The sequence below is a fragment of the Tahibacter harae genome (assembly GCF_024437735.1).
In the GTDB taxonomy this organism is placed as follows: domain Bacteria; phylum Pseudomonadota; class Gammaproteobacteria; order Xanthomonadales; family Rhodanobacteraceae; genus Tahibacter; species Tahibacter harae.
In genome coordinates, this window is the sequence record NZ_JANFQO010000013.1 from 25,063 (window position 1) to 51,769 (window position 26,707).

Consider the following 26,707-nt stretch of genomic DNA (forward strand, 5'->3'; position numbering starts at 1 on the left):
CCGCTCACCATGTCCATGGACCTGCTGCAATCCATCGCCCTCGCCACCGGCCTGGCCTGGGCCAGCGGCATTCGTCTGTACGCCGCCGTATTCCTGATCGGCCTGCTCGGCCGCTATGAAGTCGTCACCCTGCCCAGCGGCCTCAGCCTGCTGCAGGACGACTGGGTGCTGTGGGTCAGCGGTATCCTCATGGCCGGCGAATTCCTGGCCGACAAGCTGCCGGCCTTCGATTCGGTCTGGGACGCCGCGCATACCTTCGTGCGCATCCCCGCGGGCATGCTGCTGTCGTGGGGCGTGTTCCACGAGGCCACGCCGGCCGTGCAGCTGGCCGCGGCCCTGCTCGGCGGCGCCATTACGTCGGGTACTCACCTGACCAAGGCCGGCACGCGCGCGCTGATCAACACCTCGCCCGAACCGTTCAGCAACTGGGGCGCCAGCGTCAGCGAGGACGTGGCCGTGGTCGGCGGCCTGTATCTGGTGTGGGCTCATCCCTGGGTCTTCCTCGGCCTGTTCGGCGTGTTCGCGCTGGTGATGATCTGGCTGCTGCCCAAGCTCTGGCGCGTGCTGCGCAAGGTCTGGCGCCGCCTGCGCGGGCCGGGCGAAGTCCAGCCCGCGACCTCATAGTTGCGGCATCGCAGGGATTGCGACCGGCCGCCGGCAGATTCCGCCGTCATGAGCGAACTGAGCAAACCCGCCCGCATCAAGGGCCGCGGCGCGCGCGACAACCCGGCCGGCCGCTTCGAGAAGACTACCCACGAGGCCTTCGACGACGGCTGGTACCAGGACGGCGAACCCGCCGCGCCGCCGCGCACCACGGTCAGCGAGGAACGCGCGCGCCACATCATCAGCCGTAACGCCTCGCCGGATGTGCCGTTTGATGTCTCGATCAATCCCTACCGCGGCTGCGAGCACGGCTGCTCGTATTGTTATGCGCGGCCCTCGCATGCCTATCTCAATCTGTCGCCCGGACTGGATTTCGAGACCCGGCTATTCGCCAAGACCAACGCCGTCGAAGTGCTGCGCCAGGACCTGGCCAGGCCCAGCTACCGCTGCTCGCCGATCAACCTGGGTGCCAACACCGATCCCTACCAGCCGATAGAGCGCAAATACCGCATCACGCGCGGCATCCTGCAGACCCTGCTCGACTGCAGTCACCCCTGCACCATCATCACCAAGAACGCGCTGATCGAACGCGATATCGACCTGCTCGCGGAAATGGCCCGGCGCCGCCTGGTGCACTGCTTCGTCTCGGTCACCTCGCTGGACAACAAGCTCAGCAGCCGCCTGGAACCGCGCGCCAGCGCCCCGCACCGCCGCATCCAGGCCATCGCCGCGCTCAACGCCGCCGGCATTCCCTGCAGCGTCAATGTCGCGCCCATCATCCCGGCGCTGACCGACATCTGGATCGAGGCCATTCTCGAACAGGCCGCCGCCGCCGGCGCGCGCAGCGCCGGCTACACCGTCGTGCGCCTGCCCTACGAACTTAAGGCGCTGTTTGAGGACTGGCTGGAAACCCACTACCCCGAACGCAAGCAGCACGTGCTCAGCGTGCTGCGCAATATCCGCGGCGGCGAACTCAATGAAGCGCGCTTTGGCTTGCGCATGCGCGGCGAAGGGCCGTTCGCCGAGCTGATACGGTCGCGCCTGAACAAGGCGTGCAAGCGGTTCGGCATGCAGCGGCCGGTGGAAGTCGACCTGGACACCAGCCAGTTCCGGCCGCCGCGGGAGGCTTCGCCGCAGGGCGAGTTATTTGCGTGATTTCATTTTTGCAATGACGGCATCATTGCGACTGGAATCCGTTCTGGAAAATCACGTTCGGCGGCGCCGACGGCACCCCGAACGGAATGCCGACCGTATAGGGACTGACATTGCTGCCCTGCAGTACGCGGACGGGCGCGACATTGCCGCCCACGCCGGGCGTGTAGTCGAACAACAGGACGCGATTGGCGGCGGCGTTGCTGCCGGGATTGGAGACCATCAGACGCGAGGTATAGGGGTCGAAGCCGATACCGGAGAAATAGCGGCCGTCCGGCAGATTGAGCTGGGTCATGCTGCCTTCGATCGTGTCCAGCGGCTGGGCGTCGCCACTGGCTGTGTCGGCGAAGATGGCGATGATGCCGTGGCGTATGCCCATCCCGTCGGGCGGCATCTGGCGCAGCACGAACAGGCGGCGCGAACCCGCGTCATAGGCCAGGCCGACCGCGTTGGCCACGCCGGCGCCGGTCAGCAGGCGCGTCGGCGCCGCGGCCCCATTGGCCGTGCGGGCGTGGAAGACGATATGCGTGGCCAGCGGCGTTGCAGGCGGATAGTCCTTGACCGCGTATTCGTCGGTGGCGGGGATATAGATCAGTGCCGTGGGATTGTTGAGCCGCGTCGTCGGATCGGCGCCGCCGCCCCAGTTGAGGCCGCGGATCCGCGCGGCATTTTCGCCGCTGGCGCGCAGCGGATAGGTATAGATGCAGCAGTTCGAGGCGATCACCCCGAGTTCGCCGTGGGCCGGTATCGGCGCATTCGCCCGTGTCTGTCCGAGCAGCGGCGGATTCAGCACGCGCAGCGGAGCCACGTTGCCGGTTGCGAAGGCCGGATAGACGCGAATGGCCTTGCCACCGAAATCGGAGATGTAGACGACCTGCTCGGCCGGCTCGTAGGTGCCGAACATGGGCTGATACAGCTGCGTGTTCGACCCGTCGATCTCGCCGACCGGCGCGTCGCTGCCGACGGCGCCGGGATGGAAGTGGCGCAGAGGATGGTTCTGGCCTGCGCTGGTTGCGAAGCCGCCGATCATCATGTCGGCACGGGCGGGCACCGGCGCATAGGCGGCGGCTGAAAACAGGCAGACGGCGAATAGCGGGAGTCGCATGGCAGGCTTCCGTAAGAATTGCCTCTATTACGGAAAAGCGCGCCGATAACCCCAACCCGGCGTTCCGCGGCCGGCTACGCATTGTTCCCGCGGCTCTGACCGCAGGCTGGCTGGATGGCAGCTATCGCGGCCCGCTGCTGAAGAGGGGCAGTTACGGCGGGAGTTGTTTGCCCGGGATCGGCGTTGATGCCGCCGCCGATGGCTGATCGAGCCGGCCCAGCCAGACCCTGTACTGCGGCAGCACCTGCTTGTCCGTCACGCCGTTCTGCCAGCCATCGATGCGGCGGACCACCTTTCCGTCCTGCAGGAAATAAAACAGCGGCATCCGCCACCAGACCAGGTCCGGCCATTCATCGACAGCGTACATGTACTCGAACGCATGCTCCGGATTGGCTGCATTCCATGCGTGGACTTCGGGAACCAGCAGGTTGCCGCCTTTGGGAAACAGGAGCAGCGACTGTTTTGCATAGCCTGCCAGCTCACTGTCCGTTTTCAGCTGCTCAAGGAATTTGCGACTGAACGGACAGCCTGGCGAAGCGACGACCACGACACGCCTGCCCGACAGATCCACGCGGCGGCGGGTCAGCGTCCAGTGATCGGCCGAGCCGCCCAGGCTCATCACGGTCGGTCCTGGGCCTGGCGCCACCGCAACCTCCAGCGCCGGGATGACCAGGCGTTCCGCTGGCGGCAGGTGTGCGTTCAATTGCGCCGCTGGCGCCGGTTTCCAGATCGACAGATAGGCCGCCGCCATGCGTGCATAGTGATCGGGACTCGCCAGTGAGCGGTGGCGCATTTCGTCGAGAACCCGCCGGGCACTTTCCACGTGCGCTTGGGCAAACGTCCGCGCCGCCAGCAGCAAGGCAATGCGAAAGGCGGGCTCCAGATCGGAGTTTTCCAGCCCTGGAATATCCCGCATCGCCAACTCCGGCTGCGCCGCCTGCAGCAGCGCGGCCGCAGCGTAGGGTGGATCGCGCTCAAGCAGCGTGTCGTCGATGCGCAGCAGGGCTTCGTAGTGTTGCTGCAGGCCCGGCGCCGGGGGCGGAACATCAGGCGCCGCCATGCGGGAGAACAGCAAAGCCATCAGCAGCACACAGACGGACGCGAATTTCACGGCGCAAGCAGTCCTGCTCGGGAATGAGGGGCGAATCTGTCTACATCGGAACAAAGTAGCCGCGTACATGGCAATTCGCAACGGCAGCCGGGTCTCGGCGTGCGTCCGGCGTTTCCGGTGGCGGCGGTCCGCCGCGCACGCTCCTGGCTGTGATGCGCGTCACGCCGATTCTGTCCAGCCGTCGACAGCAACACGGCGCAGCCGCGCAGGGTCCCTGATGCGCCATGTCTTCAAACTTCTCCGTACTGCGTATTGCGCAGTACCCCATCCGGGCGGAGGAGAGAATCATCATGAACACCCTGAAATCCTGGCTGTGCGCGGCGGCGCTGTGTTGTGGTGCGACGGCGGCGGCGGCGGTGCCCGGAGAGCTGGATGCGACCTTCGGCTCCGGCGGAATCAGCCGGCAGTATTACGGCGACCTGGCCCAGGCCGATGATCTGGTCGTGGACCGGCTGGGCAACGTGTATACGGCGGGGACCAGCACCACGGCGGGCACGGCTGTTCCGCTGCTGACCAAGTACAAGCCCGACGGCACGCTGGACGGCAGTTTCGGCAGCGGCGGGTTTGCGACGCCGGCGGCGCCGCCGCCGAACCTCGCGCTGTACAGCGCGGTGACGATATTCCGCGACACCCTGTACCAGCTGGTTGCGGCGGACGACAAACTATACGTCTACGCATTCGATACCAACGGCGCGGCGCAGGCCTGGTTCGGCAGCGGCGGCGTGGCGGTATTCACGGTGGGGAATGCGATCTATCCGGTGTTCGACATCGCGCAATGGGGCAATTACCTCGGCATTGCGGCCAGCGCGATGAACCCGGCCACGGGCAATCACGATTTCGTGCTGGTGCAGCTGACGCTCGGCGGCGCGCCGGTGGCCGGTTTCGGCAGCGGCGGCATCGCGTATTCGCGACTGTGGAGCGGCGCCGGTGCGCGCAACCGGCTGACCGGGCTGACCTTCCAGGCCGATGGCCGCATTGTCGCAGCTGGCCGTGCGTCCAAGCCGGGTGCGCAGTACGACTTCGTCGCGGCGCGTTACCGCCTGAGCGGCGCGCCCGATCCGACCTTCGGCCTCGGCGGCTTCAGCACCCTGGATTTCGGCGGACAGGATTTCGGCCGCCGCGTGAGTCTGCGCAAGGACGGCAGCCTGGTGCTGGCCGGCAGCGTGTGCAAGGAGCTGGATCCCGCCGCCGGCACGCTGTATTGCCTGGCCGCGGCCACGGCGTTCAAGGCCGACGGCAGCCTGGATACCGGCTTCGGCGCCTCCGGCCGCTTCATCCAGGACGTGGGCGGCGGCGGCGTCACTGTCACCGACCTGGTGCTCGACGAACGCGAGCGGCCCATCCTGGTCGGCCAGCATCTGGCGCGGCCGCTGAGCGGCAGCGATCCCGCCGCCAGCTACGCGCTGATCATGCGGCTCCGGCGTACGGGCTGGCTGGACGGCAGCTATCTCGGCGGCGGATGGGCCGATTTCAGCTACGGCTATGAGTCCAGCGCCAACGGCGGCGTGCAGCGCTATCCCGGCGGCCTCGTCGTCACCGCCGGCAACAGCATGAAGCCGGTCGGTCCGGCGACCCTGGCAGGCCCGACGACGGCGGCGCGGCACAGCAACTGAGCCGGGGCGCGGCGACCTACAAGCCGCGCCTGCCACGAAAGCGGACCACAGGCGGCCCGGGCGCGACGCAGCGCCCGGGCCGTCCGTCTATTTGCGCGCCGCGGCGGCCTGCGCGGCCGGCGGCGGCGCGAACAGCACTTCCGAGCGGTTGAACAGGATCCAGCTGGTGGCGATGTACTTGTCGCCGCCCCTGGGCATGTTGCCGCGGTGGGTATGGGTGAAGGCGGTCGGCGCGATCAGCAGCGAGCCGGTCCGCGGCGCGACCTTGCGCTGCTGGTAGAGGAATTCAGTCTCGCCTTCGCTGAAGCCGTCGTTGAGGTAGATGCTCCACAGCACCACGCGGTGCAGGGTTTCGGCGTTGTCGTTGGCCTTGGGATAAAGCTCGCAATGCCAGTACGGATAGCCGCCCTCGTTGGCAATGTATTTCTGGATGTTGATGGTGCCGGGGCGGAAGACCTTGGTGATGATCGCCGTCAGCATGCCGTCGTCGATGGTGGCAATCGCCTCGGCATCCAGCGCGCGCAGCTCGCCGGTTGCGGCGTCGGGAACCTTCAGCTGCAGCGGCGCCAGCACGGCGTGGGCGTATTTGCGCAGGTAGCGCTTGAGCCCGGCCATCACCACCTGGTTGAAGCCGCCGACGACATCGCTCCATTCGGCATGGTCGTTGAGGCAGATATCCCAGCTGTTCTTCATGCTCACGTCGACGCCGCTGCCGGTCTTGCCGCGCACGGCCTTGCCGCTGGCGTTGAAGCGCTGGATCAGCCCGGCGCAGGTGCCGGCGTCCAGGGCATCCGGGTAAACCTCGATGAAATCGGGCGGCATGGGCAGGTGGGTGCGGCGGACAGACCGGTGATAATCGGCGGCCCCCGGTGCAGGCGCAAGGGGCCGGCAGGATGCGAGACTCTGGACCAGGCAACGGACCGCGCGCCTGACGCGGCCAGTAAAGGGCTGAAGGGATGAGCAAGCGGTGGTGGGAGCCGCGCGGCACGGACGAACCTGCCGCGGCCTGGTACTGGACGGCGCTGTTTGCCGCCGTGTTTTTCCTCGCCGTGTTACGCAGCGGCGCGCCGGCGGCGCTGGCGCTGGACGATTCCTGGGCCGCGGTGATGGGTTGGGCGCGGCTGCAGGATCTGCGCTGGGGCAAGGATCTGCTGTTCACCTACGGACCTCTGGGCTATCTGTTTCCGCGCGCGACGTATTACCCGCCGCTGTTCGACACTTTCCTGCTCGGCCAGCTGCTGCTGGCGTCGGGCTATACCTTCATCTTCGCCTGCGCGTTCCGCCGCCTGGCCACGGCCGAGCGCATCCTGCTCGCGCTGATCGCCGTGCTGGCCTGCCGCCGCCAGCCCGACACCTTGCTGCTGGGCACGGCCGTCTTCGCGCTGGTGGCACTGGACGATCTGGTCCGGCGTTCGCGCGCCGCGCCGTGGGCCTGGCTCGGGCTGGGCGTGGTGGCGTTGATGATGAATGCGCTGGGCCTGCTGAAATTCACCGTGCTGCCGCTGAGCGTGCTGCTTTGCGGCGTCGGCGCCGTGCTGCTGCTGCGCGAGCGCCGGCCGGTGGCGGCGCTGACCTGGGTACTGGTGTGGCTGGGCAGCCTGGCGCTGCTGTGGCTGGGACACGGCCAGAGCGCGGCCGACTTTCCGGGCTATCTGCAGGGTTCGCTGGAAGTCGCGGCGGGCTATTCCATCTCCATGGGCGTGGACAGCAAGCCGGCGATCCAGGCCGCTGGCTTGCTGATGCTGGCCTTGACGATCGCGCTGCTGCTGGCCTGGTGGCGGCGCGAAACGCCGCGCGATCTGCGCGGGCTGGCCCTGCTGGCGTATCTGGCTTTCGCCCTGTTCGTGGCCTGGCGCAATGCATTCACGCGCGCGGACATGTGGCACGTCACGTTCTTCTTTCCGCTGGCGGCCTTCGTGCTGCTGGCGAGCTGGGCGCTGGGACGCTGGCGGCCGCGGCGGCTGATCCGCTATGCGTGTCAGGTTTTCGTCGCGCTGTACGCGGTGGGCCTGGTGTATCTGCTGGTGTCGCCCGCCCTGTACCGGGAGTACATCCTCGGCGGCGCGGACAAGCTCGGCGCCGCGGTCGGCGGCACGCTGCGCGGACAGCATGAGGCGCAGTACCAGGCCAGGCGCGCCGAATGGGATCTGCCGCGGTTCCGTCAGCGCATCGGCAACGAGCGCGTCGATGTGTTCGGCTGCACCCAGGCCGTGGCCATCTGGAACGGCTTCAACTATGCGCCGCGGCCGATCTTCCAGAGCTACTCGGCCTATACGCCGGGGCTGCAGCGGCGCAACGAGGCGCATTATCTGGGCGAGCGCGCGCCGCCCTTCGTGATCTTCGCGATGTGCCCCATCGACGCGCGCCTGCCCGCCAGCGACGACGCCCTGGCCCTGCTCGCCGTGCTGCGCAATTACCGGCCCGTCGCAGCAGAAAAAGGCTATGTGCTGCTGCAGCGCGATGCGGCGGCGCGACCCGCGCCGCAGCCCGTGCTGGCGCCGCAGCGCGCGCTGCAGCTGGGCGAATGGGTGGATGTGGCCGACGGTGCCAGCCCGCAGGTGCTGCAGCTGGACTACCGGCTCAACCTGGCCGGCCGCCTGCGCGCGCTGCTGCTGCGCGAGCCCATGCTGAAGATCGAAGTACAGCTGGCCGACGGACAGCTGCGTTCCAACCGCCTGGTGCGCCAGGTGGCGCAGACCGGCTTCCTGCTGTCGCCGGCGCTGGAAAACGAAGCCGCCTATCTGCGCTGGTATTACGGCCAGGATGCCTATGCCGTCACGCGCCTGCGCGTGGTGCCCGAGCGCGAGGGACAGGGCTGGCTGTTCCAGCCGCAGATCCAGGCCGCGTTCGCGCCGGCCGGCGTTGCGCCGGGCGCGGCGGCGGACATGCCGGCCGACATGCTCGGCCTGGTCTATCCAGGCATAAACCCGCCGCCGCTGGCGCGCAGCGGCGGCGTCATCACGCGCGGCATCGGCAACGGCAATGCCGGCGACGACGAACAGCCGGTGCTGCTGATGCAGGCGCCGGCGGCGCTGGAATTTGCGCCGGCGCCGGGCGAGTACCGCCTGCAGGCTGAATTCGGCTTGCGCAAGAAAGCCAGGCCGGAGGGCAGGTCCTGCGCCAAGATGGGGCTGGAGCCCGGTTTCCGCGTGGAACGCACCGATGCTTCCGGTGCCGCCGAAGTGTTGGCCGAACAGAAGCTGCGGATCGGCGGCGGCGCGGAAAAAATGGATATCGCCAGTTTTTCACTGCAACCCGGACAGCGGCTGCGCCTGAGTGCGGCGGACGGGAACGACGGCTGCCGCACGGCCTACGTCAGCCGCTTCGTGCTGACGCCGGCCGCGCCCTGAGGCTTATTGCGAGTCGATGAAATACAGCACGATGCCGGCCGCGATCAGCGCGGCCAGCACGGCGAAGAAGATCTTCACCCAGCTGTAGGGATGTTTGCCGGCGATCTTGCCGGTATAGCCGTTGGCGACGATCTGGAAACGGCGCGAGCCGTAGGTATAGCTGACCAGCCACACCGGCATCAGCACATGTTTGAAGGTGCGGCCCTGGTAGGCGGCGTTGACCTGCAGGTTGCGCTGGGTATCGCCGGGTACCTGCTGGCTGCACAGCTGGTAGACCTGCCGGTCCATGTCGGCGCGGTTGAGTTCGGAAGCCTTGCGCAGGTCGATCTGGTAGCGCTCCACGGTCCAGCCGCGCACGAATTCGGGCGAATACGCCGTGAGGTCGGTGGTGGTCGGGAACGGTTCCACGCCGGCGAGCAGGCCGGAATCCACGCCGCCGGTGCCGGGCACCAGTTCATCGTCGAAGAAATGCGCGAGCTGGCCGGAGGCGGACTGCCAGCGCGTATGCCGCACCTGCCGCCGCTGGGTATTGCCCTGGGCGTCGCGGTAGGTCTCGGTCTCGTAGTAGTAGTAGCCGGCTTCGGCGGTCCAGCGCGCGGAGACGTGGGCGTCGAAGGTCCAGTACGGCAGGTAGATGCCGTGCAAGGTGTCGGTCAGCGCGGCGCGCTTGAGCTTGTCCGGCGCGAACCAGCGCGAGCCGTACCATTTGCGGATCAGGTCGCGCACCTGGCCGTCGCTGATCTTGAACGGCAGCAGGCTCTGCGGCGTGATTGCGTCCTTCTGCGATTCGTGCGCGATGATCGAAGGCGAGCCGCAGAAATCGCAGCGCTGCGCCACGCGGCCGTCGACGAAGACCGAGATCGCGTGGCAGCTCTGGCACTGGATCTCGCGCCGCTGCTCGCCCCAGTCGCGGTTGACCGCCGGGTCGCGCAGGGCCTGTTCCAGATCCTGTTCCACCACCGCGGTGCCCGGATCCGCCGGCTGCGCCGGCGTCCACTTTGCCACCGTGCCGCAGTAGGGGCAGACCAGGGCCTGCTTGGCCGCATTCCATTGCAGGTCGCCGCCGCATTCCGGGCAAGGATGTTTGGCGACGGTGGCGTTGCTCATGCGGCGGTTCCGGGTCGGGCGTGGCGAGGCAGGCAAGATACGCCGGCGGACGGTGTCGGGGCCGGCGGCGGTGGACGGTGCTGCGGCATTCGCCGCGGCCTGGACCGCGGCGAACGCATCAACGGGCCGGGTCAGCCGCGCAGGAATTCGTCCAGGGCGGCGCGGGCGATGCGGTAGGCATTGCCAATCTTGCGCGCCTTGAGTTCGCCGGCGCTGATCGAAGCCATCACGTCCTCCACCGACACGCCCAGGGCCTGGGCGGCCTGTTCCGGCGTCAGCACGTCGATGCCGCCGGCGGCCGGCGCGGCCGCAGGCGGCGCCGCCTGCGGCTGGCCCTGCATGCCTTTCATCAGTTCCTGCGCCATGCCGAAGCCAATCGCCATCTGCGCCGGCGCGGCGGCGGCCGCGGCGCCTTCGCCGCCCTGGCCCATGCCCACGCCCATCTGGTATTTGACGTAGTCGTTGAGGTTGCCGATCACGCTCATGCTGGAGCGCTTGTCGATCGCCTGCTCGACTTCCGGCGGCACCGAGACGTTTTCCAGCACGAAGGCGGTGATTTCCAGGCCGTACTTGCTGGTCATGGCCGGGTTGATGATCGGCAGCAGTGCCTCGCCCATCTCCGAATAGCGCGTGGCCACGTCCAGCGCCGGCACCTGGGCGGTGGCCAGGGCCTCGGTGAACACGCTGACGATGCGCGAGCGCATGGTGTCGGCGAATTCGTCCAGGCGGAAATTCTGGTCGGTGCCGGCGACCTCCTTGAGGAACTTCGGCACATCGGTGATGCGGAAATCGTAGGTGCCGAAGGCGCGCAGGCGCACCACGCCGAAATCCTTGTCGCGCATCATCACCGGGTTGGACGTGCCCCACTTGTTGCCGGTGAACAGGCGCGTGTTGACGAAATACACATCGCACTTGAACGGCGAATTGAAGCCGTACTTCCAGCCCAGGATGGTGGACAGGACCGGAATGTTCTCGGTGGTCAGCGTGTGCTTGCCGGGGCCGAAGGCGTCGGCGTACTTGCCGGCGGCGACGAACTGCACCATCTGCGACTCGCGCACGATGAGCTGGGCGCCGTTCTTGATTTCCTTGTCGTCGTCCGGATAGCGATAGGACAAGGTATCGCGCGAGTCATCGGTCCACTCGATGATCTCCAGCAATTCACTCTTGATGAAATCGAGAATGCTCATGGCGCGCTCCTGTGGTGGAGCGCCGATTCTAGCTCGCAAACACGGCGGCTTTGCCAGGCCGCCGGCTGCCGGCCGCGTTACGCTTTATTGCGCCGCGTCGTGATCGCGATGATAGGCCGTGGCCACATCGACCTCGTCCGCGGAGCCGAGGAACACCGGCACGCGCTGGTGCAGCGCGGTGGGCTGCACGTCCAGGATGCGCCCGCGCCCGGTGGTGGCCTTGCCGCCGGCCTGCTCGACGATGAAGGCCATGGGGTTGGCCTCGTACATCAGGCGCAGCTTGCCCGGCTTGGACGCATCCTTGCGGTCCCAGGGATAGATGAAGATGCCGCCGCGGGTCAGGATGCGGTGCACGTCGGCGACCATGGATGCGACCCAGCGCATGTTGAAGTCCTTGCCGCGCGGGCCGGACTTCCCCGCCAGCAGCTCGTCGATATAGCGCTGCATCGGCGCTTCCCAGTGGCGCTGGTTGGACATGTTGATGGCGAACTCGCGCGTCTGCGCCGGGATGCGCACGTCGCGCCGGGTCAGCACGAAGCTGCCCAGTTCGCGGTCCAGGGTGAACACGTGGGTACCGTGGCCCAGGGTCAGCACCAGCAGGGTGCTGGGACCGTAGACGGCGTAGCCGGCGGCGACCTGGGTGCTGCCCGGCTGGCAGAAATGCTCGGCCTTGGGCTCGGTCACGCCGTCCGGGCAGCGCAGCACCGAGAAGATGGTGCCGACCGAGATATTCACGTCGATGTTGGAAGAGCCGTCCAGCGGATCGAACAGCAGCAGGTAGTTGCCCTTGGGATAGACGTCCGGAATCGGCTGCGGATCGTCCATTTCCTCCGAGGCGCAGCCGGCCAGGTGGCCGCCCCAGGCATTGGCTTCGAGCAGGATCTCGTTGGACAGCACATCCAGCTTCTGCTGCGCCTCGCCCTGCACGTTGCCGCTGCCGGCCTCGCCGAGCACGCCGCCGAGATCGCCCTTGGCCACGGCAATGGAGATCGACTTGCACGCCCGCGCGACCACTTCGATGAGCAGGCGCAGGTCGGCATTGATGTGCTGATGAGCCCGCTGCTCCTCGATCAGGAAGCGGGTCAGGGAAATCGGTCGGGTCGGGGACATGGCTGAGCGCGGCAGACGGACGAAGGCGCGATTGTCCGCGCTGCGAACGGCCGGCGTCCATGACCTCACGGCAGAGCCCGCTGAGGCAACCGCATGCCGCTCCACGGTCAGGATATCGATATGTCTGCGGCAGGACCTTAAGCCCGATTGTCATAAGCCCAAATACGGAGTAGCTTCCAGCGTTCCTATCCGTCTGAAGGGGCAGGCAGGTGGGTCGGGTCACCCAAATTCTGTGAGGGGATTAAATGAAGCGTGCATTGATTAGCCTGGCCTTGCTGGCCGCCTTGGGCATGACTGCGGGGACAGTCTCGGCATCCAACAAGCCCAAACCTCCGTCGCCGGTGAAGGCGCAGATCGACGATGCGGTGATCGATCAGGCGCGTGGCGCCGATCAGTCCGTGGATTACGCATCGCTGCGCAAGTTCGGTCCCTGGGATGATCGCAACTACGACCTGACGGCGAGCGATCTCGCCCTGCTGCCGGCCAACGACCGCTACGTGTACAACGTGCCGGCGTTCTTCAAGGTGCTCAAGCGCAAGGAATACGCGGCCGAAGGCCGCCCGCTGCTGGATGAGTTGTATCCGCGCGAAATCGACAAGGAATTCGCCACCCGCTTCGGCGGCCTGCTGCAGAACGGCGTGCTCAACCGGTTCGGCCTGGGCATCTATTCGCACCCCGATCCGCAGAACCCGCCCAAGCCGCTGCGCTGGGCCACCGACCCGATGCCCAACGCGCCGGTCGAGGGCGAAGGCCCGATCTTCGGCAACAACGAGACCGGCATCGAATACAACCCGGTCAACCCGAACATCGTCATCGCCGGCTCCAACGGTCCCGGCGGCCAGACCATGAGCTACTCCAGCGATGGCGGCGTGACCTGGTCCAGCGCCGGCGTGCTGCCCAATACCTGCTGCGACCCGGCTTCCGACTGGTCCTCCGACGGCACCGTCGCCTACACCGCCTCGCTGGGTTCGGGCTTCGGCACGGGCTACCGCACCGTGGTCTACCGTTCCACCAACAACGGCCAGACCTGGGGACCGGCGGTGCGCGTGTCCAACGCGAGTTCGGACAAGGAATACATCCACGTCGACCGCTCGCCGACCTCGCCCTACAAGGACAACCTCTACGCCAGCTGGCACGAAGGTAACGTGCAGATGTTCGCGCGTTCCACCGACCGCGGCCTGACCTTCTCCACCCCGCTGGCCTTCAGCAGCGACGAGCGCGGCATCGGCAGCGACCTGACCACCGACGCCAGCGGCCGCGTCTACTACGCCTGGCCCAGCACCACCAGCGGCTCGTCGGAAATCTGGGTCAAGACCTCGACCGACGGCGGCGCCACCTTCGGCCCCGCGGTCATGGCCTACGACCTGCGCGGCCGCTTCGACTTCGCCATCCCGGCCATGGAGTCGCGCCGCGCCTTCATCTACGTATCGGCGGATGTGGACCAGTCCGGCGGTCCGCACAACGGCCGCGTCTACCTGGCCTTCACCGACGAGGCGCCGAACTCGCCGGGCAACGGCAGCGGCTCGGCCTCGGCCACGCACGGCTGGATCCAGGTCGTGTACTCCGACGACCAGGGCGCGACCTGGCAGGTCGCGGCCACGCCGCATGCAACCGCCGACCAGGCCACGGTGGACCGCTTCCACCCCTGGCTGGACGTGGATGCCAGCGGCGCCGTACACCTGGGCTTCTACGACACGCGCCACTCGGTCAACCGCACCGGCGTGGACTTCTACTACGTCGTCTCCGCCGATGGCGGCGCGACCTGGATCGAGGAAACCCGTGTCTCGGCCGCAACCTCGGTCAACATCACCAACGGCCAGGAATGGGGCGACTACAACGGCCTGTCCGTGTCCAGCGCCAACCGCGTCGCAATGACCTGGACCGACAACCGCGTCGTTGGCGCATCGCCGGTGCAGGCGTCCTACGCCGGCCGCGTGACCAACATCATGGGCGGCCCGACCTTTACGCTGAGCGCCACCGGCGCCACCACGTTCGATGTCTGCGCCGGCCAGCCGCTGCCCGCGGTCACGCTGAATGCCGCAGCCTTCTCCGGCTTCACCAGCCCGGTCGCACTGACCTTCCCCGGTCTCAACGCTTCCGTGTTCCCGACCGCCACCGCCAGCCCGAATCCGGTCACGCCGACGGCCGGCAGCGGCACGCCGGTGACGGTGAACCTGACCACCTCGGCCAGCGCGGCGACCGGCACCTATCCGGTCGTCATCGAAGGCAGCGCCGGCGGTCCGCCGCCGATCACGCGCCAGGTCAGCCTCAACGTCAAGGTGGCCCAGGGCCTGCCCGCCGCGGCCAGCCTGACCGCGCCGGCCGACAACGCGGTCGACCAGGCCACCTCGCCGGTGCTGACCTGGGCCGCCGTGCCGGGTGCCGCCAACTATCTGGTGCAGGTCGCCACCGACGCCGCCTTCAGCAACATCGTTGCCAGCGCCACGGTCACCACGCCCAGCTACACGGTCAGCCCGGCGCTGAACACGACGACGACCTACTACTGGCGCGTGCGTGCCAGCAACACCTGCGGTGACGGCACGTTCTCCAGCACGTTCCGTTTCACCACCGGCATGATCATCTGCTTCAACGGCAACGTCGCCATCCCCGACAACAACGCCACCGGCGGCAGCGCCGACCTGGCCGTCGCCGCTACCGGCACGCTGACCGACCTGAACGTGTCCGTGAAGATCACCCATACCTATCCGGGCGATCTGGACCTGATCCTGGTGCACCAGGCCAGCAGCACCTCGCTGACCCTGGGTTCGCGTCTGGGTGCCAGCAGCTGCGGCACGGACAACGTCGACGTGACCTTCGACGACGCCGCGGCCGATCCGCTGGCCTGCGCCGCCACCCCGCCGGGCATCAGCGGTCTGCGCCGTCCGGCCAACCCGCTGACCGCGTTCAACGGCCTGAGCCTCGCCTCCGGCTGGCGCCTGCAGGCGATCGACCGCGCCGGCCAGGATACGGGCAGCATCACCCAGTTCTGCCTGCAGCCGGCGCTGGCGCCGGTGTCCTCGGACGAAATCTTCAAGGACGGTTTCGAAGAGTAAGCCGCAGGTTCGTTGTTGCCTGACCGGAAGGGCCGCCGCAAGGCGGCCCTTCTTTTTGGGCGCCGGGGGCGGCAGCTGCGCGGCGGTCGCGGAAGGCTTGCTCGCGTCGCTGGCCTATCGGTGCCGCGACAGCAGCGCAGCTGCCGCCCGCGCGGCACGAAGCTGCTGACACCATGCTGGCAGTGGCCCGGGACCATCATGCGCCGGTGCAATCGGCACAGTGCATCGAATGGACGCTTCCCATGCTCAATCCCACCGTTCCCGCCTGGTTTGAAATTCCCACCGAAGACCTGGACCGGGCCCAGGCTTTCTACGAACACATGCTCGGCGTCGCCCTGCGCCGCGAACCCATGGGCGAGGCCGAACTCGCGGTGTTTCCCTACGGCGGCAAGCCGCATGTCAGCGGCGCGCTAATCCGCAACGCGGAATGCCATCCCACCGTGCAGGGCAGCACCGTCTACCTCAGCGTGGAAGACCTCACGCCGGTGCTGGAACGTGCCCAGTCCCGCGGCGGCGATGTACTGGTGCCGCGCACCGAACTGCCCGACGACATGGGCTTCTTCGCCCAGCTGCGCGACAGCGAGGGCAACCGCGTCGGCCTGTGGTCGGCCCGCTGAACCCGCGCCGCAGCGCGGAGCCGGCCCGCACGCCGCGGAGCCGGTTCCGCGCTGGCGGGCCCGCCGCGGCTGCGCCATGCTTGACCGATGCGCCGCGCCGACCGCCTGTTCCTGATCATCCACGCCCTGCGCGGCCGCCGCACCGCGCTGCCGGCGCGGGGACTGGCCGATACGCTGGGCGTGTCCCAGCGCACCGTCTACCGCGATGTGGCCGACCTGCAGCGCTCCGGCGTGCCCATCGAGGGCGAGGCCGGCATCGGCTATGTGCTGCGCAAGGGCGCGGACATCCCGCCGCTGATGTTCCAGCCTGACGAACTCGAAGCCCTGGTGGTCGGCACGCGCTTCGTGCAGGCCTTCGCCGGCGAGCGCCTGGGCCGCGCCGCCGATGCCGCCCTGCTCAAGATCAATGCCGTACTGCCGGCCGGGCTGCGCGAACGCAGCGAGCGTTCGCGCGTATTCGCGCCGGACTTCGGCCAGCACGCCGCGCTAAAGGCGCATATCGACGACATACACCAGGCCATCGCCCTGCGCCGCGTGATCGCGCTGGGCTATGCCGACGAGAGAGGCGCGGCCTCGACCCGCGAGATCCAGCCCCTGTGCCTCGCCTTCTGGGGCGGCAGCTGGACCTTGGGCGCCTGGTGTCGGCTGCGCCAGGACTTCCGCAACTTCCGCCTGGACCGCATCCGCGAGTGCGTGATGCTGGAAATTTCCTTTCTGGAAAATGAGAAATCAGGATTCGCTGCCTACATGGCGGCGATGGAAGCGCACTGAGACTCAAATATTCCGGGGCCATTTTACGGAACTGCGCAGGTTGACGATTTCCGCGGCGCACTGAATATCAGATCTTGCGGCTGAAACACCCGCCGGCGCGGACAGCCTTGCGCTGCCTGCATGAACAGGCCCGCCCCCCGGCGCCGCGCTGTCTCGGTCCCTGCGATCCCGCTGCTGCACAATGCTTCTCACTTGCCGCCGGCCCGCCGCATCGCCAGGGAAACCGGCGAGGACACGGTCCGGAAACCGTGCGACGGTGCCGGCGGCAGGTTTTCCGGATTGGATGCCGGAATGCCGGCGCAGGCGCGGCAACGCCCTGCGTACCAAAGATCCGCCGTCTTCAAGACGGATCATGACAAGGAGGTGATCGATGAACGTCATCTGATCGAAACGGCTTCCCAGCCGCTCCCGCCGCGCGCGCAAACCGCGCGCCGCCGTGCCGGAAACGCACAATTTCCCCGTAAACGAAGCCCGCTTCGCCTGTTCGCGAACGGAACGCCAAGGACACGTGCAAACCACCGCGCACAACGCCATCGAAGACGATCCCGTTGCGATACGGCGGGAGCCGGCAGGGAACTTCAAATCACGGACAAGGACTACAGGGAATTTCCATGTATCGAAAATATCCAGGAAACCGCCGAAGGCCGGAATGCTGGCCCAAGATGCTGGCGCTCGCCATCCTTTCGGCCATCGCCGCGGCGCCGGCGCTGGCGCAGCAGGCGCCGACCTTCACGCTGAACGTGCTGGTGAAGGAATCGGTGGGCAAGGCCAGCGCGGATGAAATTGCCGGTCTGCTGCGCAGCGATCCCAAGCTGCAACGCCAGCTGGGCGAACCGCTCTCCGTGCGTCCGGCGCTGCCGCTTCCGCCGCTGGATGCGAGTACCGCGCTGGACAGCGATCCCGCATCCGGCGACGCGCGTCTGCGCCGCTGGCTGAGCCTGACCTACAACGCGACCACGAAAAATAGCGCCGATCTGCGCAAGCAGCTGGCCGATTCCGCGCTTTTCGAGAGCATCGCCGCCGATCCCGACTACCAGCTTTCCTACGCCATCAACGATGAGCTGTACGCCAGCACCAGCACCGACCCGAATCGTCGCCAGTGGGCGCTGGATGCGCTGAATCTGCCGGCGGCCTTCGACTGGAGCCGCGGCCGTGTGCTGATCGGCGCGGTCGACGGCGGTGTGCCGGGTTTCTACACCAGCAGCGGCGCGCCGCAGTCGGGTTATCCCACCCATCCCGACCTCGAAGCCAATGTGCGGCGCCACCTGTCCTATACCCTGCCCGGATCCGGCGAGGATCCGACCTACCGTTGCGACGTGCCCGCACGTCTGGGCTATGCCTGGAACAGCTTCCTGCCGTATTTCGGCCACGGCTCGCACGTCGCCGGCATCCTGGCTGCGCCGGCGAACAATGGCGCCGGCGGCAACACCGGCGTCAGCGGCAGCTGTCCGGGCTGCAGCCTGATCATGATGCAGACCCAGCCCAACGGCTGCGTCAGCGTCGGCGCCCAGTTCGCCACCAGCAACGGCGCGGCGGTGCTGAACTTCAGCCTGGGCAGCAATGCCGGTGTCTGCAACGACATCTTCAATCCGCCCATGCTCGCCTGCGCAGTGATCGATGCCGCCACCGACCGGGACGTGACCCTGGTCGCTGCCAGCGGCAACCAGCGCTACAGCGCGATCCACTTCCCGGCCTCCAGCAGCAAAGTCATCGGCGTGGGCGCGATCGACAACCAGCGCCGGTTGTGGGACGAAGGGCTGGCCTATACCGTGCCGCATCCCGGCACGGTGATTCCCGGAACCACGCTGTGTCCGGGTACGGGCCAGGGCAGCGAGTGCGGCTCCAACTACGGCACCGGACTGGACGTGGTGGCGCCGGGTGCGCAGGTGATCTCCACCATCACCAGCGACTACATCCCGACTGGCGGCAATGTGCCGCCCTGCACCTCGACCACCGATCCGGTCAGCGGCCGCGCGCTGTACGGCGTGTGTACCGGCACGTCGATGGCGACGCCATATGTGTCGGGCCTGGCCGGCCTGGTGCGTTCGCTCAATCCGCTGCTGAAATGGCAGGACACCGAGGCGGTGATCAAGGCCAGCTCGGCGCGTACGCCCGGCTATACGCAGAACCAGATGGGCGCCGGCATTCCCGATGCCGAGGCTGCGCTCAAGCGCACCCTGGGCACGGTGGCCGGCAACGTCGTATTCAACCGTGTGACGCCGCTGTTTTCGCAGCTGGCCTGCCGCCCGGGACTGGATGCTTCGGCCAACGACGACTGCACTGCGCTGCCGGTGCAGCAGCGTTCGGATTCCTGGCTGTTCACCTCGAGTCCGCAAACGGCGGTCGCCGCGGCCAAGTCCGAGCTGTACTACGTGCCGCCGCCGTCCGGCGGCTCGCCGGCGAATCTGGCGGGCAGCTCGATTCCGGTGCAGTACTTCCCCTCGTCGCGGCTCACGGCGGCGCTGGGCAAGAGCGTGGCTCCGGCCTACCAGTTCCGCAACGGCGTGCTGGCCAGCCAGTTCCAGCCCGGTGCCTCGGCCTACCTGTTCACCGGTCAGCGGCATCCGAAGCTCGGCACCGAAGCGCCGTCTCCCGGCGGGCGGAGCTATCTGGTGCCGCTGCTGCGCATGAGCAGCCGCTGCGGCAACTTCCGCAAGCACGTCTATGTCGTGGAACAAGGCGATACGCCGGGCGCACCCGGCACGCGCGGTTTCTTCGAGTCGCGCAGCTCCGCCTGCAGTGCGAGCGAGACATCGTCGGGCTACAACGTCGACGTGGTCGAAGGCTATCTGTGGCGCGCGAACCCGCCCAACAGCACCAGCGACGACAGCGATCTGGTGCAGCCGCCGGGGACGGAGAAACTGTTCCGCCATTACAACGCCGCAACCGACGACTGGATCCTGGTGCTGGAAAGCGAACTGGGCCTCGAAGCACCGGGTGGCGTGCTCGCCGGTTATGCGGAACCGCCGATGGCGACCTACGGCAATGCGCTGCTCGGTTTCGTCTATCCGAATGTCGACAGCGACGGCGACGGCCTGATCGACGGCTTCGAGACGACCGTCGGCACCGACCCGGGCTTCGCCGACTCCGACTGCGACCAGCTTTCCGACCGCGACGAGTTCCCGCTCGATGCGCTGCCGGTCAGCGATCCGGTCGACGGCCCCAGCTGCGCGGTGCGCGCACTGCCGATCCTGCTCGACGACGAAGACTGAGCCTGGCCTGCGCGCCCGGCGCAGCCGGTTCCGTACAAATCGCAACTTTCCCAAAAACACAAATGGAGTTGGAACTATGAAAACGCTGATCAAATCCCTGCTGCTGGCCGCTACCCTGCTGGTTTCCGCGCAGAGCTTCGCCGCGATCACCTACAGCGATTCCAAGGTGCCGGACTACCTGGAAAACGGCTGGAACGGCGAAGCCTTCGTGTTCCGCATCACCGGCAATACCATCGCCACCGGCTGCGCCGCCGGCAACGAGGTCTTCTCGGTCGATGCCACCCATCCGGCGTACAAGATCATCAACAATCTGACGACTGCGTCCTACGTGGCCAAGCGCAAGCTGCGGGTCGTATTCGACTCCGGCGTCTGCAGCTCGGTGGGACGCGCCAAGGTCATCGCGGTGCAGGTGTTCGACTGAGGAAAGCGTCGCGGCCGCGCGGGCCGTGACGGTCTGAATGCCCGCGGCAATCCTTCGTGGAGTGCCGCGGGCTTTTTTGTGGGCCGCAACCAGGGATTCCGCTGCATGGCGGGGCAGTATCCGCCGCAAGGTTGATCCGCTGCCAGCGAGGAAAAAATGCACGCACAACCGGCTGCGGCGGAGGCTGCACAGCAGGGGAAATTCGTAGCAGGCGTGGGGATTTGCGGAAGCTGCACAGAACGTGCAATTTGCGGGGATCAAGCACCAAAACGCCACCGCAGGACTCAGGGGGTGTCCTACGGTGGCGCCTTGGCAAGGCGAATGACCGCCTTGTTGTAATTACTCGGATCGCGACCCGGCAGCGGCTCAAGCCGGATCAAAAATAATTCGTGATCGCCGTCACGCTCAGTCGACGCGGCAGAACACTGCCTTGAGATAGCGCGATTCCGGCACATGCGCCTGCCACGGGTGGTCCGGGCCGGCGCCGCTGACCTTGAGCACCTGCACGGTGCGGTTGGCGTAGAAGGCGGCGCGGCGCAGCATGTCCAGGAACTGCTCCTCGCTGACCAGGCCGGTACACGAACAGGTCACGAAGATGCCGCCGGGCTTGACCGCGCTCAGCGCCAGCTTATTCATGTCCAGGTACTTCTTCAGCGCCGGGATGACTTGGTCGCGGTCGCGGGTCATCTTGGCCGGGTCCAGCACGACCACGTCGAACTTCTCGGCGCGGCCGTTGGCGATGTCGCGCAGCCAGTGGAAGATATCGGCCTGGACGAAGCGCACCTTGACCTTGTTCAGTCGCGCATTCGACTCGGCCACCTCAAGGATTTCCTCGTCCAGGTCCACGCCGACCACGTCGCTGGCGCCGCCGATGGTCTTGGCGTAGATGGCGAAGCCGCCGGAATTGCAGCACAGGTCCAGTACGCGCTTGTCCTGGCAGAAGCCGGCCAGGGCCAGGCGGTTGTCGCGCTGGTCGGCGAAGAAGCCGGTCTTGTGCTTGGTGCCCGGCGCGGCGTGGAATTTCACGCCGTGTTCCTGGATCACCGTCGGCCGCGGCGTAGGCGGGGTGGAGCAGTCGAAGCTTTCCTGCTTCTGCACGTGGTCTTCGGCGAAGGCATAGACCTGGCTGTCGGGGAAGTGCTCCAGCAGGCAGCGCCGGATCAGGTCGCGCTGGCGGAACATGCCGGCGGAAAAGAATTCGATGACCAAGGTGTCGGCGAAGCGGTCCACCACCAGGCCGGACAGGCCATCGCCCTCGGAATGGATCACCCGGTAGGCGTCGGTGACGGCGTCGAGCTTGAGCCGTTCGCGCCGCAGCTGGACGGCCTGGGCGATCTTGCGTTCAAAGAAGGCGGCGTCGACGGCCTCGTCCGGATCCTGGGTCAGCACGCGCAGGGCGATGCGCGAATGGCCGTTGTAGAAGCCGCGGCCGGCGAAGGTGCCGTCGCGGTCGTAAATATCGACGACGCTGCCGGGCTTGGGCCGCTCGGCGGGTTTCTCCACCATTTTCTGGAAGATCCAGGGATGGTTGGAACGGCGCTCGATCTTGAGCTGGACTTGGGGATTGCTGCTGGCGGAAGGTTTCATCGCCGCATGATACCAGCCGCCTTGCGCGGCCCGGCCCGCAACCCCAGCTTGGGACAGCCGCCGGCCGCGCCGGCGGCGCGATCTTCCTTGTTCTTCAGCCGACTTGCCCGCCGGAGCGGACCGCATGCTGTTTCCCACCCTGCACCGCGGCGTGCTGCTGGCCCGGCGCCAGCGCTTCCTGGCGGATATCCGCCTGGACGACGGGCGCGAGATCCTGGCTCATTGCCCGAATACCGGCCGCATGCTGGGCTATTCCCGGCCAGGGCTGACGGTCTGGGCCAGCGAGCGCACCACGGCCGGCCGCTGCGCCTGGACCTGGGAGCTGGCGGAAGTCGGCGGCAGCCTGGTCGGCGTGCATCCGGCGCGGGCCAATGCGCTGGCCGCCGAAGCCATCGGCGCCGGCCGCATCCCGGCCCTGGCCGGGTATGCCGAATTCCTGCGCGAGGTGCGCTACGGCGCGGCCGGCAGCCGCATCGACCTGCTGCTGCGCGGGCCAGGCCGGCCCGACTGCTATGTCGAAGTGAAATCGGTGACGGCGGCGGACGAGTTCGAGCTGGGCATCTTCCCCGACGCGGTCAGCGAGCGCGCCCGGCGCCATCTGCAGGAACTGCAGGGCGTGGTCGACGCCGGCGGCCGCGGCGTGCTGCTGTTCTGCGTGCAGCGTGCCGATGTGCTGGCGGTGCGCGCGGCATCGGAGATCGACCCGGCCTACGCCCGCGCGCTGCAGGCGGCGCGCCGCGGCGGGGTGGAAGTGCTGGCCTGGCAGTGCGCCGTATCCACGTGCGGGATCGCGCTGCACCGGCCGCTGCCGCTGCTGGCCTGACGGACCGGGCGGACCCGTCGACCGGTTCCGGCAGGTCCGCGCCGCTTCCTCAGCCCTGGCCCTTGAGCCAGCGCGCCGCGTCCAGGGCGAAATAGGTCAGGATGGCGTCGGCACCGGCGCGCTTGATGCTGGTCAGGGCTTCCAGCACGCAGGCCTGCTCGTTGATCCAGCCGTTCTGGCCGGCGGCCTTGAGCATCGCGTACTCGCCGCTGACCTGGTAGACCAGGGTCGGCGCGCCGAACTTCTGCTTAACCCGGTGGACGATGTCCAGATAAGGCAGGCCGGGCTTGACCATGACCATGTCGGCGCCTTCGTCCAGGTCCAGCGCGACCTCGCGCAGGGCCTCGTCGCTGTTGGCCGGATCCATCTGGTAGGTGTACTTGTTGCCTTTGCCGAGGTTGCCGGCGGAGCCGACCGCATCGCGGAACGGCCCGTAGAAGCTGGAGGCGTACTTGGCCGAATAGGCCAGGATGCGGGTGTGGATGTGCCCTGCGGCCTCCAGCGCCTGGCGGATCGCGCCGATGCGGCCGTCCATCATGTCCGAGGGCGCGACCACGTCGGCGCCGGCCTCGGCATGGGACAGGGCCTGGCGCACCAGGGCGGCGACGGTGATGTCGTTGACCACGTAGCCGGAATCGTCGATCAGGCCGTCCTGGCCGTGGGTGGTGAACGGGTCCAGCGCCACGTCGGTGATCACGCCAAGCTCGGGCAGCGCCTGCTTGAGCGCGCGTACCGCGCGCTGGGCCAGGCCGTCGGGGTTCCAGGCTTCGGCGGCGTCCAGGCTCTTGGCCTCGGGCGGCGTGACCGGGAACAGGGCCAGGGCCGGAATGCCCAGGGCCTGGGCCTGGGCGCCGACTTCCAGCAGCTCGGCGATGCCGACCCGCTCCACGCCGGGCATGGACGGGATGGCTTCGCGTCCGCTGCCTTCGCGCACGAACACCGGCAGGATCAGGTCGGCCGGGCCGAGCACGGTTTCGCGCATCAGCGCGCGAGAGAACGCATCGCGGCGCATGCGGCGGGGACGGGTGGCGGGAAAGGCCATGGCGGAACTCCGTCAGATCGGACGATAGCGCGACAGGGTAGCGCATGGCCGCCGCGGCTTGCCGCGGCGCGACAGCATGCCGCGGCACCGATGCCAGCTTTGGCGACGCTTTGCCGTATTCAGAACCCGGGCGGCACTGCGTGCAGCAATTGCCGGATAGGCTGTCTGCAGACTTGAAATGACTGGCATGAGCTGGTCATATTGGGCGGCCGCTTTGGGGGTGTGGCGCGGGCATGAGGCCTGCGCGACATGCGCGGTCCAGCAGGAAACTACACCTTGTCCGGTATTCTGGTCGTCGAACGCTCAACGACGCTGAGCCATCTGCTCAAGCGCACCCTGGCGGCTGCCGCGCTCACGCCGCGCAGCGAGCTGGCGGCGTACCTGGACACTGTCGACCACCTCAGGCATTCGCAGGAGCTGACTCAGCCCTACGGCATGCTCATCGTCGGCGTGCCGGCGCGGCCCACGCGCGATTGCCTGGCCCTGCTCGACTTCCTCGCCGGCGAAAGCCAGCGCAGCCTGCCGGTGCTGCTGATGGTGCACGAGCAGAGCGCCGACCTGGACAACTGGGTGCGCCAGCGCGGCAAGGCGGCGATCGTGCTGTGGACCCAGTTCAGCCGTATCCCCGCCGTGCTGGCCCAGCTCGAACCGCGGCCGGAACAGCTGGCGGCCCAGCCCGAGGCGGCCGCGGTGCCGTCGCAGGGTATACGAATACTTTTTGTGGACGATTCGCAAAGTGTGCGTCTCGCCTACCAGCAGCTGCTGGAGCGCCAGGGCTATGCCGTGGCCACCGCCGGCACCCTGGGCGAGGCCGCGGACAAGGCCGCGAAGGAAACCTTCGACCTGGCCATCGTCGATTACTTCCTGCCCGACGGCAACGGCGACGAACTCTGCCGCAGCCTGTCCGGCCTGCCCGGCGCGCCGACCCTGGCCGTCATCACCGGCACCTACCGCGAAGACATCATCGTCAAAAGCCTGGACGCCGGCGCGATCGAGTGCATGTTCAAGAACGAGGCCAAGGAACTGTTCCTGGCCCGGGTCAAGACCTTGTCGCGCCAGATCCAGATGCAGAAATCGGTCGAGGCCGAGCGCCAGCGCCTGGACGGCATCCTCGGTTCGGTCGGCGATGGCGTCTACGGCGTCGACCAGCAGGGCGTCATCACCTTCATCAATCCCACCGGCCTGCGCCTGCTCGGCTATTCCGAGGAGGAGCAGCTCATCGGCAAGACGGCCCAGGGCCTGATCCACCAGGCGGCGGAGGAAGGCGACGAGGGCGGCGAATCCGGCCTGGGCCAGGCCTATACCGCGGGCAATTCGCTCAAGGGTCACGAGACCGTGTTCTGGCGCCGCGACAGGACCGGCATGACGGTGGAATGTTCGGTGCTGCCACTGGCGATACAGAACCGGCGCCAGGGTTCGGTCGTGGTGTTCCGCGACATCTCCGAGCGCAAGAGCGCCGACAGCCTGCGCTGGGAAATGACCCACGACAAGCTCACCGGCCTGGTCAATGCGCGTCATTTCACCCACCAGGTGGCGCAGGAACTGCTGCGCCGGCGCGAGGCCGGCGGCTATTCCGCCATCCTTTATATAGATCTCGACCGCTTCAGCGCCATCGTCGACGCCGCCGGCGTGCCGGCCAGCGAGCGCCTGCTGGTGGAGATCGCCACCGTGTTGGGCAAGCGCCTGCGCGAGCACGACGTACTGGCGCGCATCGAGGGCGACCGGCTCGCCCTGATGCTGTCCGGCGTGCAATTGGAAAACCTGTTCCCGCTGGCCGACAGCTACCGCGAGCTGCTGCACCAGTGCAAATACGAGTCCGGCGGCGTCAGCCGGCCCATCACCGCGTCCATAGGCGTGGCGGTGATCAGCCGCGACACGCCCTCGGCCGAATACGTGGTCGAACACGCGCGCCTGGCCTGCCGTACCGCCAAGCAGCGCGGCCGCGACCAGACCGAGATCTACGTCGGCGAGCACGACGCGCGCATCGCGCGCGAGATCGAGGCCGGCTGGACCGAGCGCCTGCGCCAGGCCATGGAGCAGGAACGCATCGTGCTGCTGGTGCAGCCCATCGTGCCCATCGCCGCATTGCCGCGTACCGAGAGCGCGGTGGTGCAGCGCCAGGGCTGGCGCGTCAACGGCTCGGGCACGGCGGGCCAGGAATACCTGTTTGAAATCCTCATCCGCATGGTCGGCAAGGACGGTCAGCTGATCTCGCCGGGCGTGTTCGTGCCGCTGGCCGAGCGCGTCGGCATGATGCCCAAGCTGGACCTGTGGGTGCTCAACCGCCTGCTGCGCTACCTCGCCGGCGTGCGCGGGGTGAAGGCGCCGGTCGCCTTCCACGTGAACCTGTCCAACATGACCCTGGCCGATCCGGACTCGCTCAAGCTGATCGAGGCGGCCATACGCACTTCCGGCGTACCCGCGCGGCAGCTGGTGTTCGAAATCACCGAGACCTCCGAACTCACCAGCCTGCACAGTGCGCGCAAGTTCATCTCGGCGCTGAAGAAACTGGGCTGCCGCTTCGCCCTGGACGATTTCGGCACCGGCTTCTCCAGCTTCACCCACCTGCGCCACCTGCCGGTGGATTTCGTCAAGGTCGAGGGCAGCTTCGTGCAGGGCATGCCGGGCAGCGAACTGGACCGCAAGATGGTCGGTTCCATCACCCAGCTAGCCCAGTCGCTCAAGCTGCGCGTCATCGGCGAACACGTGGACAGCTTCTCCACCCTGGAAGCTTTGCGCGTCTCCGGTGCCGATTACGCCCAGGGCAATTACCTCGGCGAACCGCGTCCGCTGCGCAGCGTGGATTTCGCGGCGCTGTTTCCGCACGGCTGAGGCCGTCCGCC

General features: G+C 67.5%; 20 protein-coding genes. 11 read left to right on the forward strand and 9 right to left on the reverse strand.

The genetic code is table 11. The features are described 5' to 3' along the window. The first annotated feature begins 9 nt into the window (after positions 1-9). Complete coding sequence (locus NM961_RS14390; protein WP_255915096.1) at positions 10-624, forward strand: DUF4126 domain-containing protein; 615 nt, start codon at positions 10-12, stop codon at positions 622-624. 48 nt (positions 625-672) lie between these two features. Beyond that, positions 673-1,758: a PA0069 family radical SAM protein gene (locus NM961_RS14395; RefSeq protein ID WP_255915097.1), complete on the forward strand. Its 1,086-nt coding sequence runs from the start codon at positions 673-675 to the stop codon at positions 1,756-1,758. A 22-nt stretch (positions 1,759-1,780) separates the two neighbouring features. Here the strand turns inward: NM961_RS14395 and NM961_RS14400 are convergent, their stop codons facing one another. Beyond that, positions 1,781-2,860 carry a hypothetical protein gene (locus tag NM961_RS14400; RefSeq protein WP_255915098.1) on the reverse strand — a complete coding sequence of 360 codons (1,080 nt, stop codon included), beginning with the start codon at positions 2,858-2,860 and terminating at the stop codon, positions 1,781-1,783. 151 nt (positions 2,861-3,011) lie between these two features. Beyond that, entirely contained in the window at positions 3,012-3,971 is a 960-nt protein-coding gene (locus NM961_RS14405; protein WP_255915099.1) for a hypothetical protein, read from the reverse strand. Positions 3,972-4,261: 290 nt separating this feature from the next. On the opposite strand from NM961_RS14405, the gene NM961_RS14410 reads away from it, so the two are divergent. Next, positions 4,262-5,584: a delta-60 repeat domain-containing protein gene (locus tag NM961_RS14410; RefSeq protein WP_255915100.1), complete on the forward strand. Its 1,323-nt coding sequence runs from the start codon at positions 4,262-4,264 to the stop codon at positions 5,582-5,584. An 87-nt stretch (positions 5,585-5,671) separates the two neighbouring features. Here the strand turns inward: NM961_RS14410 and NM961_RS14415 are convergent, their stop codons facing one another. Continuing rightward, entirely contained in the window at positions 5,672-6,406 is a 735-nt protein-coding gene (locus NM961_RS14415) for a 2OG-Fe(II) oxygenase (protein ID WP_255915101.1), read from the reverse strand. Positions 6,407-6,540: 134 nt separating this feature from the next. Between NM961_RS14415 and NM961_RS14420 the strand changes: the two genes are divergently transcribed. After that, positions 6,541-8,934 carry a DUF2339 domain-containing protein gene (locus NM961_RS14420; protein ID WP_255915102.1) on the forward strand — a complete coding sequence of 798 codons (2,394 nt, stop codon included), beginning with the start codon at positions 6,541-6,543 and terminating at the stop codon, positions 8,932-8,934. Between the two features lie 3 nt (positions 8,935-8,937). Here NM961_RS14420 and NM961_RS14425 read toward each other — a convergent pair whose 3' ends face one another. The 3 genes from NM961_RS14425 to NM961_RS14435 form a co-directional block, all read right to left on the reverse strand. After that, positions 8,938-10,041, reverse strand: a complete 1,104-nt coding sequence (locus NM961_RS14425) for a zinc ribbon domain-containing protein (RefSeq protein WP_255915103.1) — start codon at positions 10,039-10,041, stop codon at positions 8,938-8,940. 131 nt (positions 10,042-10,172) lie between these two features. Further along, positions 10,173-11,228, reverse strand: coding sequence for an SPFH and helix-turn-helix domain-containing protein (locus NM961_RS14430; RefSeq protein WP_255915104.1), 1,056 nt, complete (start codon positions 11,226-11,228; stop codon positions 10,173-10,175). 84 nt (positions 11,229-11,312) lie between these two features. Then, positions 11,313-12,338 carry a class 1 fructose-bisphosphatase gene (locus NM961_RS14435; protein WP_255915105.1) on the reverse strand — a complete coding sequence of 342 codons (1,026 nt, stop codon included), beginning with the start codon at positions 12,336-12,338 and terminating at the stop codon, positions 11,313-11,315. Positions 12,339-12,583: 245 nt separating this feature from the next. Here NM961_RS14435 and NM961_RS14440 point away from each other — a divergent pair, with 245 nt between their 5' ends. The 3 genes from NM961_RS14440 (at position 12,584) to NM961_RS14450 (ending at position 16,779) form a co-directional block, all read left to right on the forward strand. Next, positions 12,584-15,391 (forward strand): proprotein convertase P-domain-containing protein, encoded by a 2,808-nt coding sequence (locus NM961_RS14440; protein WP_255915106.1) that lies wholly within the window; start codon positions 12,584-12,586, stop codon positions 15,389-15,391. Between the two features lie 242 nt (positions 15,392-15,633). Further along, complete coding sequence (locus NM961_RS14445) at positions 15,634-16,008, forward strand: VOC family protein (RefSeq protein WP_255915107.1); 375 nt, start codon at positions 15,634-15,636, stop codon at positions 16,006-16,008. Between the two features lie 87 nt (positions 16,009-16,095). Further along, positions 16,096-16,779: a helix-turn-helix transcriptional regulator gene (locus NM961_RS14450; RefSeq protein ID WP_255915108.1), complete on the forward strand. Its 684-nt coding sequence runs from the start codon at positions 16,096-16,098 to the stop codon at positions 16,777-16,779. Positions 16,780-16,782: 3 nt separating this feature from the next. Here the strand turns inward: NM961_RS14450 and NM961_RS14455 are convergent, their stop codons facing one another. Then, positions 16,783-17,160 (reverse strand): hypothetical protein, encoded by a 378-nt coding sequence (locus NM961_RS14455; RefSeq protein WP_255915109.1) that lies wholly within the window; start codon positions 17,158-17,160, stop codon positions 16,783-16,785. 281 nt (positions 17,161-17,441) lie between these two features. On the opposite strand from NM961_RS14455, the gene NM961_RS14460 reads away from it, so the two are divergent. Both NM961_RS14460 and NM961_RS14465 read left to right on the forward strand, forming a co-directional pair. Beyond that, positions 17,442-19,991 carry a S8 family serine peptidase gene (locus NM961_RS14460; protein ID WP_255915110.1) on the forward strand — a complete coding sequence of 850 codons (2,550 nt, stop codon included), beginning with the start codon at positions 17,442-17,444 and terminating at the stop codon, positions 19,989-19,991. Positions 19,992-20,067: 76 nt separating this feature from the next. Continuing rightward, a complete protein-coding gene (locus NM961_RS14465) occupies positions 20,068-20,412 on the forward strand; it encodes a hypothetical protein (protein WP_255915111.1) in 345 nt (114 codons plus the stop codon). Positions 20,413-20,817: 405 nt separating this feature from the next. Here the strand turns inward: NM961_RS14465 and NM961_RS14470 are convergent, their stop codons facing one another. Continuing rightward, positions 20,818-21,999 carry a class I SAM-dependent rRNA methyltransferase gene (locus NM961_RS14470; RefSeq protein ID WP_255915112.1) on the reverse strand — a complete coding sequence of 394 codons (1,182 nt, stop codon included), beginning with the start codon at positions 21,997-21,999 and terminating at the stop codon, positions 20,818-20,820. 124 nt (positions 22,000-22,123) lie between these two features. On the opposite strand from NM961_RS14470, the gene sfsA reads away from it, so the two are divergent. After that, positions 22,124-22,822: a DNA/RNA nuclease SfsA gene (gene sfsA / locus NM961_RS14475; protein ID WP_255915113.1), complete on the forward strand. Its 699-nt coding sequence runs from the start codon at positions 22,124-22,126 to the stop codon at positions 22,820-22,822. A 49-nt stretch (positions 22,823-22,871) separates the two neighbouring features. Here the strand turns inward: sfsA and hemB are convergent, their stop codons facing one another. Beyond that, positions 22,872-23,864: a porphobilinogen synthase gene (gene hemB, locus NM961_RS14480; protein WP_255915114.1), complete on the reverse strand. Its 993-nt coding sequence runs from the start codon at positions 23,862-23,864 to the stop codon at positions 22,872-22,874. 276 nt (positions 23,865-24,140) lie between these two features. Here hemB and NM961_RS14485 point away from each other — a divergent pair, with 276 nt between their 5' ends. After that, positions 24,141-26,696, forward strand: a complete 2,556-nt coding sequence (locus NM961_RS14485; protein ID WP_255915115.1) for an EAL domain-containing response regulator — start codon at positions 24,141-24,143, stop codon at positions 26,694-26,696. Positions 26,697-26,707 lie beyond the last annotated feature (11 nt).